12 protein-coding genes are annotated in these 12,630 nt (G+C 60.9%); 5 read left to right on the forward strand and 7 right to left on the reverse strand.

The window, feature by feature from the left end; all coding sequences use genetic code 11:
- Positions 1 to 19 precede the first annotated feature (19 nt).
- Positions 20 to 853, forward strand: a complete 834-nt coding sequence (locus KHP60_RS01650; protein ID WP_213561788.1) for an inositol monophosphatase family protein — start codon at positions 20 to 22, stop codon at positions 851 to 853.
- On the opposite strand, the gene KHP60_RS01655 is transcribed toward KHP60_RS01650, so the two are convergent.
- The gene (locus KHP60_RS01655; RefSeq protein WP_213561789.1) at positions 844 to 1,485 is read right to left on the reverse strand and encodes a transcriptional regulator; all 642 of its coding nucleotides are present in this window, start codon (positions 1,483 to 1,485) and stop codon (positions 844 to 846) included. The genes KHP60_RS01650 and KHP60_RS01655 overlap by 10 nt on opposite strands.
- Positions 1,482 to 2,597 carry an aminotransferase class I/II-fold pyridoxal phosphate-dependent enzyme gene (locus KHP60_RS01660; protein ID WP_213561790.1) on the reverse strand — a complete coding sequence of 372 codons (1,116 nt, stop codon included), beginning with the start codon at positions 2,595 to 2,597 and terminating at the stop codon, positions 1,482 to 1,484. Before KHP60_RS01660 ends, KHP60_RS01655 begins: the two co-directional genes overlap by 4 nt.
- Positions 2,598 to 2,788: 191 nt before the next feature.
- Here KHP60_RS01660 and KHP60_RS01665 point away from each other — a divergent pair, with 191 nt between their 5' ends.
- Genes KHP60_RS01665 through KHP60_RS01680 form a run of 4 tightly spaced genes read left to right on the forward strand, consistent with a single transcriptional unit; the run spans position 2,789 to position 7,243 of the window.
- On the forward strand, positions 2,789 to 3,910 hold the full coding sequence (locus KHP60_RS01665; RefSeq protein WP_213561791.1) for an aminotransferase class I/II-fold pyridoxal phosphate-dependent enzyme: 1,122 nt from the start codon (positions 2,789 to 2,791) through the stop codon (positions 3,908 to 3,910).
- A 3-nt stretch (positions 3,911 to 3,913) separates the two neighbouring features.
- Positions 3,914 to 5,311: a M20/M25/M40 family metallo-hydrolase gene (locus KHP60_RS01670; protein ID WP_213561792.1), complete on the forward strand. Its 1,398-nt coding sequence runs from the start codon at positions 3,914 to 3,916 to the stop codon at positions 5,309 to 5,311.
- On the forward strand, positions 5,308 to 6,270 hold the full coding sequence (locus KHP60_RS01675) for a pyridoxal-phosphate dependent enzyme (RefSeq protein ID WP_213561793.1): 963 nt from the start codon (positions 5,308 to 5,310) through the stop codon (positions 6,268 to 6,270). The genes KHP60_RS01670 and KHP60_RS01675 overlap by 4 nt, the downstream gene beginning before the upstream one ends.
- 13 nt (positions 6,271 to 6,283) lie before the next feature.
- Positions 6,284 to 7,243 carry an ornithine cyclodeaminase family protein gene (locus KHP60_RS01680; RefSeq protein ID WP_213561794.1) on the forward strand — a complete coding sequence of 320 codons (960 nt, stop codon included), beginning with the start codon at positions 6,284 to 6,286 and terminating at the stop codon, positions 7,241 to 7,243.
- Between the two features lie 15 nt (positions 7,244 to 7,258).
- On the opposite strand, the gene KHP60_RS01685 is transcribed toward KHP60_RS01680, so the two are convergent.
- The 5 genes from KHP60_RS01685 to KHP60_RS01705 form a co-directional block, all read right to left on the reverse strand.
- Positions 7,259 to 7,861, reverse strand: coding sequence for a hypothetical protein (locus tag KHP60_RS01685; RefSeq protein WP_213561795.1), 603 nt, complete (start codon positions 7,859 to 7,861; stop codon positions 7,259 to 7,261).
- A 204-nt stretch (positions 7,862 to 8,065) separates the two neighbouring features.
- A complete protein-coding gene (locus tag KHP60_RS01690) occupies positions 8,066 to 8,371 on the reverse strand; it encodes a hypothetical protein (RefSeq protein WP_213561796.1) in 306 nt (101 codons plus the stop codon).
- A 386-nt stretch (positions 8,372 to 8,757) separates the two neighbouring features.
- The gene (gene serA, locus KHP60_RS01695; RefSeq protein ID WP_213561797.1) at positions 8,758 to 10,005 is read right to left on the reverse strand and encodes a phosphoglycerate dehydrogenase; all 1,248 of its coding nucleotides are present in this window, start codon (positions 10,003 to 10,005) and stop codon (positions 8,758 to 8,760) included.
- Positions 10,006 to 10,248: 243 nt separating this feature from the next.
- Complete coding sequence (locus tag KHP60_RS01700; protein ID WP_213561798.1) at positions 10,249 to 11,268, reverse strand: glycosyltransferase family 4 protein; 1,020 nt, start codon at positions 11,266 to 11,268, stop codon at positions 10,249 to 10,251.
- A gap of 28 nt (positions 11,269 to 11,296) precedes the next feature.
- Positions 11,297 to 12,577, reverse strand: a complete 1,281-nt coding sequence (locus KHP60_RS01705) for an O-antigen ligase (RefSeq protein ID WP_213561799.1) — start codon at positions 12,575 to 12,577, stop codon at positions 11,297 to 11,299.
- Between the last annotated feature and the right edge of the window lie 53 nt (positions 12,578 to 12,630).

Genomic DNA, 12,630 nt, shown 5'->3' on the forward strand with positions numbered 1-12,630 from the left:
CGCAGGACACCGAAAACCCATGACCTTCACCCGAGCCGACGCACTCGCCGTCGCGGATATTCTCAGAACAACGGCGCAAGCCGAGATCCTGCCGCGCTTCCGGAACCTGTCGGCTGACGCCATCCGTACGAAGTCCTCGCAGCTCGATCTTGTAACGGATGCCGATGAGGCGGCCGAGCGTGTCATCGAGACCGAGCTCCTGCGCCGGTTTCCGGCGGCTATCGTCATCGGGGAGGAGGGTGTCAGCCGAAATGCGCGGCTGCTCGACGGACTCGGCGAGGCCGATCTCGCGTTTATTCTCGACCCCGTCGACGGCACCTTGAATTTTGCCTCAGGCCTGCCGCTCTTCGGCGTGATGGCCGCCGTGGCGATGAAGGGCGAGATCGTCTGCGGGGTGATCCTGGATCCGATCTCTGACGATTGGGCCATGGCGGTTCGCGGAGAAGGTGCCTGGACTCAGCGCCCGGACGGCAGCACCAGTCCGCTTCAGGTTTCTTCGCCGGTGCCATTGGCGCAGATGGCGGGCAACGTTTCATGGCGTTATCTGCCCGAGGACGTTCGCCCCATAGTGACGGGAAATCTGCCGAAGGTCGCTATGGCGGCCGATCTCCGCTGCGCGGCGCATACCTATCGCCAAATCGCGGCCGGTTACCTTCACTTCTCGTTCTCGTCGAGCGTGATGCCATGGGATCATGCGGCAGGCTGGCTGATCCATCGTGAGGCTGGCGGCTACACGGCGCATTTCGACGGTTCGCCCTACCGCCCTGTCAATCGCGGCGGCGGTCTCATCAGCGCGCCCGACAAGGAAAGCTGGCAGGCCGTGCGCGATGCGCTTCTCCCGCCTCAGGACTGATCTTTTTTAAGATAGTTGTAGACCGTTGCGCGGCCCAGACCCAGCAGGCGCGAGATATAGGCCGCTGCATTGCGCCCGCCGAAGGCCCCATCGCCGGCAAGATCGGTAACAAGCTGCTGTTTCTGGGCGCGGCTCATCTCTGCGATGGTGACGCCGCGTGCGCGGATCCATGACTGGATGTATTCGTTGATGCGCTCGTGCCAGTCCTCCTTGAACAGCGAGGCCGGCTTCTCGGGGGATTGAGGCACGGCAACGAGCGCAGTCAGGGTCTGCATCACGGCGTGAAAATGTGAAACATCCATGTTGATGCAGAGAATGCCGACGGCCTTTTCTGCTAAGCGCAGGACAGCACTGACCGATTTGATGCGCCGCCCGTCCCAGTTCACCTTCTCATAAGGTCCGATGATGATGTCCGACGGCTTGAAGTCGATCTCGTGCAGGAGAGACGGCTCACCGAGCTCCCGCTTGGAAAAGGGATTGGACAGGTAGACCACAGTCTCGGTCGAGAGATCGTGGAGCACCACCTCCGCATAGGGTTGGAAGAGCAGCGCGATGGCATCGCAGACAGGCGCATAGCTCGCCAGTTCCGGCGCGAGCGTCACCGTGGCGTCGGCTTTGCGCGTCCGGCTCATTTGAGCCCTGTACGCACGAAGGACGCAAGCCGATCCAATCCTGCCTCAAGATGATGGGCGGGTGCCCCGATTCCGATCCTGATGTAGTGATCCATGCCATAGACGTCGCCTGGCAGAAGCATGATGCCGCGCTCTTCGCGCAGGCGGTGCACCAGTTCGGTCGAGTTCATCGACATGGCGTAGCGGATGAAGGCCATGCCTCCGGCTTCGGGCGGCACGAAGGAGAAAAGGTCGCTGTTGGCATCGACCCAGCGCTGCAGCAGCGCAAGGTTCTCACGCAGGATGCGCTTGCTGCGGGCGAGGATCTCCTGCCGCTTGGCAGGCTGCACGGCGATCTCCGCCACGAACTCGCTCACGGCGCCCGTCGTGATCGAGGTGTAGTCCTTGCGCTGCCAGGAGGCGTAGATTTCCTGAGCAGGACCGACGAGCCAGCCGATGCGCAGGCCCGGAAGTGCCATCGCCTTTGACAGGCCACTCGTGATGATGGCTTTTTCATAGAGATCGGCGAAGCTCGGAGGCTCGTCCTGATTGAGCTCCGCGCCCTTATAGACCTCGTCCGCATGGAGGTAGATGCCGTGATGGCGGGCGATCGCGACGAGACCGTCCATCGTCTCGCGGGACAGAACGCTGCCGGTGGGGTTGTTGGGGTTACAGATCGTCATCATCTTCGTGCGATGCGAGATGGCCTTGCGCACGTCATCGAGATCCGGCGTCCACCCGAGTTCCTCGCGCAGCAGGACCTCCTTGACGGTCACACCGATGGCGCGGGCCCAGCCCCAGATCTGCAGGTAATTCGGAACGAAGACCACAAGTTCGTCCCCAGGCTCCAGGAGCGACATCACGAGAAGGAAGTTCGCCTCGGCCGAGCCGTTGGTGACGATTACGTGGTCCTCGTTGCGATCGGGGTGAAGGCTGGCAATTGCCCGCCGTAGCTCCACGCGGCCGTTGGTCCAGCCATAGCCGAGTTCCACGTCGAGCACCTGGCTTTGCTGCTCCGGCGTCAGAAGCTCGCGCAGGGAATAGGGGTGCACTCCGCTGTCGGACAGGTTGTACTCAACCGTATTCTCGTAGAGCGACTGAATGCGCTCGAGCGTGAACTCTTCGATCTTCATGGCGATCCCCGCATCGTAGGACAGTTTATCCGGGCTCTAACATTAGATTATTAGACTTCATAGTCCAAGTTGGACTTGACCGTTTAATTCCTTGTCTGCCATGGTCCGCCTCTGCCGGCTGCCATGACGATGCTGTGGCGCGGCAGGTTCTCTAAGCTTGCCTCGACGCCATACCTCATTGGAGCATTTGGGTGCAGTTCGATACTTTCCTGATGGAGCGAAACCAGACGCTGTTTGAGAACGGCGTCGAGATCAATCTCACGGAGAGCGGGGTGCATCCCTGCACCATCGAAGAGATCCTGCCGGGGGACGAGGCCCAGGCTCTGCTGCGTCAGCCCCTCGGCTATGGTTGGACGGACGGGCGGCCGGATCTCAGGGCCGCGATTGCGACCTGGTATTCCGGAGCCTCTGCCTCCAACGTTCTGGTGACGAACGGCTCATCGGAAGCGACGATGATCACGCTGATGGCGATGATCGATCCCGGCGACAAGGTACTCTTTGCCGTTCCCAACTTCATGCAGGTGGACGGACTCGGACGCGCCTTGGGCATGTCCATCCAGCGCCTTCCTCTGCTGGCCGATCAGGGCTGGCAGGTCGATCCAGAAGCTCTGAAGAAGGCGATGGAGGGCGTGAAGCTAATTTCCGTCACCAATCCCGCCAATCCGACCGGAGCCGTTCTGTCGCGCCGGAGCCGCGAGGCTCTTCTGGACGCAGCGCAGGGATCAGGCGCTTGGCTTCTCGTCGACGAGATCTATCGCGGCGGCGAGATCGACGGGGCGGAGACGGAGACTTTCTATGGCGACTATCCTCGCGTCATCGTCACCAGCAGTCTGTCGAAGTCCTTCGCGTGCCCGGGACTGCGTCTTGGCTGGATCGTCGGACCTGAAGGCGCGGTCGAGGAAGCGGCGAAGCGGCAGGATTACACGACCATCGGAAGCGGAATTCTGAGCCAGATCCTCGGGGCTGCCGTCATGGAGCCGAAGAACCGCGAACGCATTCTGGCCAGGGGGCGAGCCCTGCTGCGCGAGAATGCCGATATCGTGGAGCGTTGGGTCGAGAAGCGGAATCGCTGGTCCTGGCAGCGCCCTGATGCCGGCGGTATGGCGTTTCTTCGCTATGATTTCGACATGCCGTCAGAAGATTTATCGAACCAGCTGAGGGAAGAGGAAAGCGTCTTCGTCGTTGCGGGAAGCTGGTTCGGGGTTGAAAACCACGTCCGTATCGGCATCGGGGTGAAGACCGAGCATCTGGTGGAAGGATTGGCCCGTCTGGACGCATTCCTTTCCCGGCATGGCTTAGCCCAGAGAGCATAGACGATGCTACCGTCTGAACACCTGGTGCGGGCAAGAGAGGATCTCCGGCGCCTTGTCCGCATTCCATCGGTGAGTGCGCGGGGGGAATGCCTTTCCGAATGCGCCCATGCCGTTCGCGACCTGCTCGTCGCGGCTGGATTTCGGACGGAGATCTGCGCTGGGGAAATCGGCCCATTCGTCGTCGCCGAGATCGGTGACGGTCCCCTGGCCGTCATGGTGTACAACCATTACGACGTGCAGCCCGAGGACCCAGCACCATTGTGGAAAAGTCCTCCGTTTGAACTGAGCGAACGCGATGGGCGATGGTATGGACGCGGCGTTGCCGATGACAAAGGGGAGTTCATCAGCCGCCTCGAGGGCTGGCGCCTGTTCCGCGAAGAACATCCCGGACCTTTGCCCTTCCGATTCATCTGGCTCATCGACGGCGAGGAGGAGATCGGCAGCCCATCGCTCGAGACATTCCTGAAGACACGGTTCCAGGATGAGAAGGTCGATGTCTGCTGGTGGGAATATGGCGAGATCGACTCCACCGGCCGCCCCATCGTCCTCTGCGGCTTCAAGGGCGTGATGGCCGTCGAGCTGCGTTGCCGGACGGCCAGGGCCGATCTGCACTCGAGCCTGGGTGCGGTCTTCGACAACCCATTGTGGCGGCTTGCTGCCGCCACGGCCTCCTTGCGCGACGGGTCGGGCCGCGTTCTGATCGAGGGTTTCTATGATGCAGTTCGGCAGCCTGCGCAGGACGGGCTCGATGTCGCGGCCAAGCCTCCATTTTCGTTCGACAGCCTGGTTCAGGCAACGGGCGGACAGAAGGTTCTGGACGGCATCGATGAGGCCAATTTCTATGCGGCGATGAATTTCGAGCCGTGCATGAACGTCAACGGCTTTTCCGGCGGTTATGCCGGCGAGGGCGCCAAGACCGTGGTTCCGGCCGAGGGCTCCGTCAAAATCGATTTCCGCGTCGTGCCGGATCAGGATCCGCAGCACGTTGTACGTCTCCTACGAGCTCATCTCGACCGGCTCGGCTTCGAGGATGTCGAGCTCATCGTTCACGACGCCAATGTGAAGCCTGTCCGGTCGTCGACAGATCACTGGTTCATTCAGGATGCCCGAGAGATCCTGGAAAAACATTTTGAGCGACCCGTCATCGTGCAGCCGAGTTCGCCCGCCTCCGGCACGGCGCATCCCTTCGTCGAGCAGCTCGGCGCGGATATCGTGGGTATCGGACTTACCCATCACGGGGCCATGCTACATTCGCCGAACGAGAACATCATCATCGAACAGTTCGAGGCCATGATCGAATGCTCCGCGGCGCTCTTTCGGAGGTTTGCGGAGCGGGCAGCCGGAATGAGATCGGAGATCAAGTCAAACGACGTCTTTCCGATGAACGGGGTGACACCATGAACAGCATCGTTCTCGAAACCGCTGCACGGTCGGTTCAGGCGCGTCGGCGTATTCGCCAGCATATCTTCGAGACGCCATTGCTGCCGTCCCGCCAGATCGGCCCTCAGAGAGGATCCTCCGTCTTCTTCAAGGCCGAGAACTTTCAGCTCACCGGCTCCTTCAAGATCCGGGGTGCTGCGAGCAAGATGACAGCGCTCGGGCTCGACCGGGGCGTCATCACGGCATCGTCCGGCAACCATGGCATCGCATCGGCACAGGCTGCTGCGTCGACCAGGCAGGCCTTGACCGTCGTGCTGCCTGAGAACGTTTCGCAGGCAAAGCTCGAACGGATCCGCTCCTTCAACGTGGATGTGATCCTGCACGGCGCCGAGAGCGGAGAGGCGGAGCTTTACGCACAGCAGCAGGCTGCTTCCCGCGGCCTCGTCTATGTCTCACCCTATAACGATCCCGAGATCGTCGCAGGACAGGGCTCCATCGGACTGGAACTGCTCGAACAGGCCGACAGCATCGACAATGTCTTCGTTGCCATGGGCGGAGGCGGTCTGATCGGCGGCATCGGATCCGTGCTCAAGAGCTTCAGCCCGCGAATGCGGATTTACGGGGTGGCCGCTCAAAACTCGGCAGCCCTTGCAGCATCCATGGCAGCAGGGTGCGTGGTCGAAACCGAGCATTTCGACACACTTGCCGATGGTGTCGCCGGAGGCATGGACGAGGACAGTATCACGCTGCCGCTTGCACTCTCCGTCATTGACGAGGTCGTCACATGCACGGAAGCGGAAATTGCCGACGCCCTCAGGGACCTGGCCTTCAGGGAGAACCAGATCGTCGAGGGCGCGGCGGCTCTTGCCCTGGCAGGGTTCCTCAAGGTTGCGGATCGCTGCAAGGGGCAGACAAGCATCGTGATTCTTTGCGGAGCCAATTTCGATCGCGACAAGATTCTTTCTGTCCTGAACGGTTAGGCCAGTGAGCATGATGGCGGCTGCCTCTCCGATCGCCTTTCTCGATCTTCCGCAAATCGAGGAGCGCCTCAAAGGCCTTGATCTGGTCGGCCTGATGGAGGGTGCATTCGCGGCCTTCTCCCGTGGTGAGGCGGTGGTGCCGACACCCGGTGAACTGCTCCTCAGGGATCCGCCGGGCGAGGTTCATATCAAGTACGGGTATCTGACTGGAAGCGATACCTACGTGATCAAGATTGCTTCCGGATTCTGGAACAATCCGGAAAGAGGCCTCAGCAGCAGCGATGGCCTCCTTCTCGTCTTTAGAAAGGAGACGGGCGAGCTGGCCGCGGTGCTCAACGACAGGGGGCGGCTGACGGATCTGCGCACGGCTGCTGCAGGCGCGGTTGCTGCAAAGCACCTCGCTCCCGAGAGAGTCGATGCGATCGGTGTTCTCGGCTGCGGCATACAGGCGGACCTGCAGGTGCAATTGCTGCAATCCGTGCGGCCCTGCCGCGACATCGTGGTCTGGGGGCGCAATCCGGAGCGTGCATCGGCCTATGCGAGACGGATGCAGGACAAGGACTTTTCCGTCGAGATCGTATCATCGCCGTCAGAGGTTGCGTCTCGCTGCCGTCTGATCGTCACCGCAACCGCAAGCCCGTCGCCACTGCTCCAATGGAGCGATCTTCACCCAGGCACTCATGTTACTGCCATCGGGGCCGACAGCGCCAACAAGCAGGAACTCGATGAGACGATCATCCGTAATGCCGACGCTGTTGTGACTGACAGCAGGGTCCAGGCCCGGTCGCGCGGCGAGTTGGGGCGCGCCTTCGGGGTCGATATCAATGCTATGAACAGAGTGATCGAGATCGGCGAGATCGTTCTGGAAACGGCGAAGGGGCGTGTGAAACCGGACCAGATTACCGTATCGACCTTCTCAGGATTGGCTGTTCAGGACATCGCGATCGCATCGGCGGTTCTGAAGCAGCCATGAGGCGAATTCCGTCGTTCAGGCTGTCCGCGCGATGCGATCAATCAGAGCATCGATGTCCGCGATCTTCTTGAGACGGCGCTTGCATTGCCGGTCGAGATACCAGGCTCTGCCAATACTGAGGCCGAGAAAGGGCAGGGCCCAGAGGATGCTCACCGCATCAAGCAGAACCAAGCCCAGAAACGCGATGGAGAGAATCCATGCTTCCATCCGCCCAAAGCCTTCCGTCAGCCCGTTCTTCACCAGCAATTGCTGTCGCTCCATCAGAAGGTGAGCCTTGGCGTGGTCCATTCTGGACCTTTGCGCGACGGAGGGAAGAGCGCTGCGCAGGTTCCCGAGAGCCGCTTCGATATCCGTCAGGCGCGCTGCTCGTTCCGGCGTTTCGGGCTCTCGCGGAATTGGGACGAAAGCTGCAGCGATGCGGCGGTAGAACGCCACGAGCGCAGGCGGATGGTTATCCTGTTCGGTCCCGCACGGGCTGGATTGAAAGTTGCCCGTGATGCGGTTGCGGATCTGGACAACAACCGCCCCATCCTTGTTTCGCTCGTTTCTTTGAAAGGAACTGGCGACATGCTCGGCGATCGCAAGTTCCACCGCGGCCTCAGCCCTGTCCGTCGACATCAACAGCCTCCTTCGCCTCTGGTGCTTCGGTGGGGAACGGGCCGTGTTGGTGAAGCGAAATGCACAGGCCGAAACATCCGGCAGCGCCAATGTGGCGGCTTCCTCAAGGTGAAGGAGCATGGTTAATGGATGGTTAAGCTTGGCGCCAACCTCCACAGTATCAGGGAGATCACGCGCCCTTTCATCGGGAATGCCGATCGCTCTTCAGCGCTGATCGCCCGGGAGCATGTCTGCGAGATCCTGGAGGAACTTGATGGACGCGGGCGGCCGGCCCTCCTGTTCCGCGATCTTGATGATGTTGTGCAGGATATGGGCGATCTCGCTCAGCTTGGCGACGCGGCTCGCAGACAGGACGTGGAAGAATGTCGAGAAGGCGACGGCGATGGCTTGATCGTGTTCCTCGAGCCGGCGGTACTGCTCCTTGAGGGTCTTGATGTCCCTTTCCTGGGCCGAAACGATCTCGACCAGGGTCAGCATCTGTTCGGCCAGAGTATCCACGGAAGCGTTCATGTCGATCGGGCGTCCCAAGTCTTCGATGTTTGAGGGAGGAAGGGGATGAAAGTCGTCGGCAACGTGGTGCCGGAGCGACTCGCTGACGGCATGTAGCGCGGACAATACACGATCCGGTTCCTTCGGATGAGCGTCGGCCTTCGTGAGAGTCCGTTGACCAAGCCTGGCCTCAGACTCATCCGCGGTGATCCTGGGCAGTCCTGTCACCCGGCTGAACTTCGACACCGTCTGCCGCAGGATACGACGCAACTTTACCTGAACATCAACAATCACGTTCCCACGTCTGCTCCCGCCAACCTGCGCTCTTCCCTCTAAACAGGAAGGCACCGACGGTACCATGACTTCAGCGCAAATGCTTCAGGAAGCTCTTGGGCGGACGAGACAGGTTATCCTCTTGCATAGAGCAGCCGCGCCCGAATGGTCCCTTCCAGGGCACGGATCTCACCGAGGGTTTCGCGGCTTTGCTCGGGCAGCCCTTCCGCCTCGATCACGACATAGCCGATCTCGCCATCCGTCTGCAGATGCTGACCCGTGATGTTGAGGCCGCGTTGCGAGAAGGCATTGTTGAGGCGCCCGAGAATTCCAGGCACGTTCCGATGCACATGGATGTAGCGTGTGCCGGTGGCGCGGGACGGGAGCTGAACCTGGGGAAAGTTGACGGCTCCGACCGTCGTGCCGACATCGGAATACTCCACAAGCTTCTTCGCAACCTCGGCACCGATGCGCTCCTGCGCCTCTTCCGTCGATCCTCCGATATGAGGTGTCAAAATAACGTTGGCGAGCCCCTGCAGGGGCGTAACGAAAGCCTCCTTGTTCGAGGCAGGCTCGACGGGGAATACGTCCACGGCCGCTCCACGCAAGTGGCCGTTTCTCAGAGCCTCGGCGAGCGCGTCGAGATCGACGACCGTGCCCCGGCTGTTGTTGATGAGATAGGCACCTTTCTTCATCGCGGCGATCTCGGCCTTGCCGATCATGCCATGAGTGGCCGGCGTCTCGGGAACATGCAGGCTGACCACATCGCTCTGGTTCAACAGGGCATGGAGGCTGTCGGCCGGCTCCGTATTGCCGTGGCGAAGCTTGTCGGTCTGATCGAAGAAGATGACCCGCATGCCCATGGCCTCGGCCAAGTATGAGAGCTGCGAGCCGATATTGCCGTAGCCGACGATGCCGAGTGTCTTACCGCGGACCTCGTGGCTGTCGACGGCTGATTTGTCCCATCGCCCGTTATGGGCTGCGGTCGATTTGGGAAAAGTGCGCCGCAGCAGCATGACGATTTCGCCGATGACGAGTTCGGCCACGCTTCGGGTGTTGGAGAAGGGGGCGTTGAAGATGGGGATGCCCGCATGCCGGGCGGCTTCCAGGTCGACCTGGTTGGTGCCGACGCTGAAGCAGCCGACGGCGATCAGCCTGTTCGCAGCCTCTAGAACCTTGCTCGTCAGCTGGGTCCGGGATCGGATGCCCAGCAGATGGACACCCTGCAACGCTTCCACCAGCTGATCCTCGTCAAGGGCCGTCTTGAGAGAGGTCAGGTTCGTGTAGCCGGCGCTCCTGATCAGTTCGACAGCGCTGTCGTTCACCCCCTCGAGCAAAAGAACGCGAATCTTGTCTTTCTGAAGAGAGAACATCTCGGACATGTCGGCTCCATTCGGCGTGCGCCGGCATGCCATAGCGCGCCAGGGCGATGGCGCAAGCGTCTTTTGGGCATCGGGCCTATGCCTCGGACGGGAGAGCGCCCTCAATCGGAGCAGATCCCATACCCCCTATGCACCGTCACCCTTGATCGGGTCTGAGGTATGATGAACCAATCCGGTTGCAGCGGCGACCGGTCAAGGAGGCGGGAGCCGTTGCCGGATGTACGCACGGCTCCCGTTCCATTTTCAACGCGGCGCCATTCCATCCAGTATCAGGGCCTCCCACAGCTTGGCCGTTCTCTGCCATGTGAGCAATTTGGCCGTGCTGACCGCGCCGTTGTGGAGCAGGTTCCAGAGCTCATCATCTTCGGCAATCCTGCAGGCCTGAAGGCCAAGCTCCCGAAAATTCCTGCAGATGATGCCGTTGATCCCATGCTGAACCCTCTCGGAGAGGGAGCCGATGCCCAGCGTGATCACCGGCAGGCCCATGGCCTGCGCCTCGGCAGCTGCGATGCAGAAGGTCTCGTCGAGAGCGCCGGGATAGATCATGGCCTTGGCCGTGGCATAGAAATCGGCCAGCTCGCTCTTGAGCTTGGAGCCATGAAAGACAATGCGGCTCTCGGCCGCCTGAACATCCGTCAGACCGAGATCCTGGGCGAGGCTGCCGAAAATATGGAAGCTCGCATCCCTGATCCTGGGGGCGACATGGCGCGTCCAAGTGTCCAAGGTCTCCTTCAGACCGCGTTGGCGCTGAGAGGCCCAGACGAAATGCTTTTCGCGGGGGAGTTCGAGATTTCTGTTCAGAAAGAGGCCGGAAATCCCGTGCGGAATGACGTTTCGAGACCGGAACGGATAGAGAGACGTCATATCCTTTTCAGCGAACGTTCCGACGAACACCGCTTCCGGCCGGTGCCTGACGAGGGCCGGCAGCTGATGCTTGCGGATGGATTTTTCGAATGCCAGCGGATTGTGCAGCCACAGCAGCTTCCTCGTTCCCGGCTTCGCATGATCGAAGATGCGGGCGTCGTTGGAGCTGATCAGAACGTCGCAGCTCTGCTGCCCGATCGTGTCGAGAGGAACGGTCGTGACGCCGCTTCTCTCGAATGTATCCAAGGTCCGCGTTGCCAGAATGACCCTGTGCCCCCGATCTGCAAGAGCACGGGAGAGTTCGGCATTGGCCGTTTCCAGTCCACCGAGACGGGAATCCGATAGAGCCTCTATGGTGAATTCAGCCTTGGTGGGGCAGGCGACGACGATCTTCAGCACAAAGGGATTGCCTTGTTGTCTTCGGGCTTCAGGCCGATGGTTTCAGGGAGTCTCGTGGGCTTGCCGCCACAGCGGTATCGTCTTGCGGGGCGAGAGCCAAGAGCCCGCCGATCCAGACCGGCAGCCACAGGTAAAGGTAGAGGGTGTTCACAAAGGCGAACGGGTTCGAAAGGTCCGTGGCCACAAAGCTCATCGAGAAGAAGATTCCGAGGAGTGCGAAGGTGCGGCTCGGACTTGGCGATGCCGCGGCGGCCCGTTTCACGGCAAATGCAATGATGCCGAGGAACAGCAATGCCATCGGCAGGCCGAAATAGAAGGTCAGTCCGAGGATGCCGTTGTGAGGGTGGGACACGGCTCCTCCCGGGAAACGGTAGGTCGGCCCGATGCCGAACCAGAGCCGCTCCTGGATCATTCCCGATACGATGCTCCAGACATCCTGCCGGTTGGAGGGCCTGCACATGCTGAGGTGCGTGGTGCACGCCCAGGCCTTGAGCCAGGGCTCTGCGATGACGAGCGTTACCGGAAGGGCAAAGCAGAGAGCAGCCAGGACGAGCCCCGCCGAGACTCGTTTCGCAGAGGTCCGGAACAGTTCGAGGATGCTGGTTGCGACCAGGGCCAGGCCGATGGCGAGGATTGGACCTCTGCTTTGGGTGAGGACTACCGTTATGGCGATCAGGAGCAAGCCTGCCAGAATCAGGCGCTTTTGACGGAGAGCCGCCTTCGGATGGATGGCCAGGCCTGCGAAGAAGCAGGCGGCCAGTCCGCCGGAGCCCAGGATCTGGTGGCTTGCGCGTCCGATCGGCACCAATCTCTCTGCGAAAAGCTCGTTGACCGAGACGCGCCCGTCCTTCCCGAGGATGATGGCGTAGCGTACCAGCGAGATCGCCGCAGCAAGGCAGCCCAGAACGAAGAGGATCCTGAAAAGGCGGTTGAGGAATTCCGGATCGCGCTGCAGCGATGCAAGAAGCAGGGGAAGAAGCATGGCGATTCCGATGGCGCTGCCGAGAACCGCTGCGGCTTGCTTGTCGGTCGGTGTCCGGATGGCGATGCCCAGACATTGCCAGACCAGAACGCCTCCCATGAGGATCGTGAGAGGCAGAAGCTTTTTGGGGTCGAGCAGGGCGCCACGGGTGTCCGCATCGAACACGAGCGTGAGAATGCCTAAAATGACCAGCAGCCCTATGGTCGTGGACGAGACGATGCCTCCGATCGAGACGAGGAGAATCGTGGCCACGGTGATGTAGATCAGGAGAGCGTGGGCCTTTTGATCGGCAAAGGACCGATAGAATTGCTCAAAACGTGCTTTCATAGCTCAGCCACGGCATCAGATGGGCAAGAACGATCTGGATTATGTGATAAAGT

The organism is Microvirga sp. 3-52 (assembly GCF_018383585.1).
In the GTDB taxonomy this organism is placed as follows: domain Bacteria; phylum Pseudomonadota; class Alphaproteobacteria; order Rhizobiales; family Beijerinckiaceae; genus Microvirga.

Bases quoted from the DNA above. Each gene is read 5' to 3' on its own strand.
- KHP60_RS01675 (WP_213561793.1), top strand. From the start codon at position 5,308: ATGAACAGCATCGTTCTCGAAACCGCTGCACGGTCGGTTCAGGCGCGT.
- KHP60_RS01680 (WP_213561794.1), top strand. From the start codon at position 6,284: ATGGCGGCTGCCTCTCCGATCGCCTTTCTCGATCTTCCGCAAATCGAG.
- KHP60_RS01670 (WP_213561792.1), top strand. From the start codon at position 3,914: ATGCTACCGTCTGAACACCTGGTGCGGGCAAGAGAGGATCTCCGGCGC.
- KHP60_RS01690 (WP_213561796.1), bottom strand. From the start codon at position 8,371: ATGAACGCTTCCGTGGATACTCTGGCCGAACAGATGCTGACCCTGGTC.
- KHP60_RS01655 (WP_213561789.1), bottom strand. From the start codon at position 1,485: ATGAGCCGGACGCGCAAAGCCGACGCCACGGTGACGCTCGCGCCGGAA.
- KHP60_RS01650 (WP_213561788.1), top strand. From the start codon at position 20: ATGACCTTCACCCGAGCCGACGCACTCGCCGTCGCGGATATTCTCAGA.
- KHP60_RS01705 (WP_213561799.1), bottom strand. From the start codon at position 12,577: ATGAAAGCACGTTTTGAGCAATTCTATCGGTCCTTTGCCGATCAAAAG.
- KHP60_RS01685 (WP_213561795.1), bottom strand. From the start codon at position 7,861: ATGTCGACGGACAGGGCTGAGGCCGCGGTGGAACTTGCGATCGCCGAG.
- serA (WP_213561797.1), bottom strand. From the start codon at position 10,005: ATGTCCGAGATGTTCTCTCTTCAGAAAGACAAGATTCGCGTTCTTTTG.
- KHP60_RS01660 (WP_213561790.1), bottom strand. From the start codon at position 2,597: ATGAAGATCGAAGAGTTCACGCTCGAGCGCATTCAGTCGCTCTACGAG.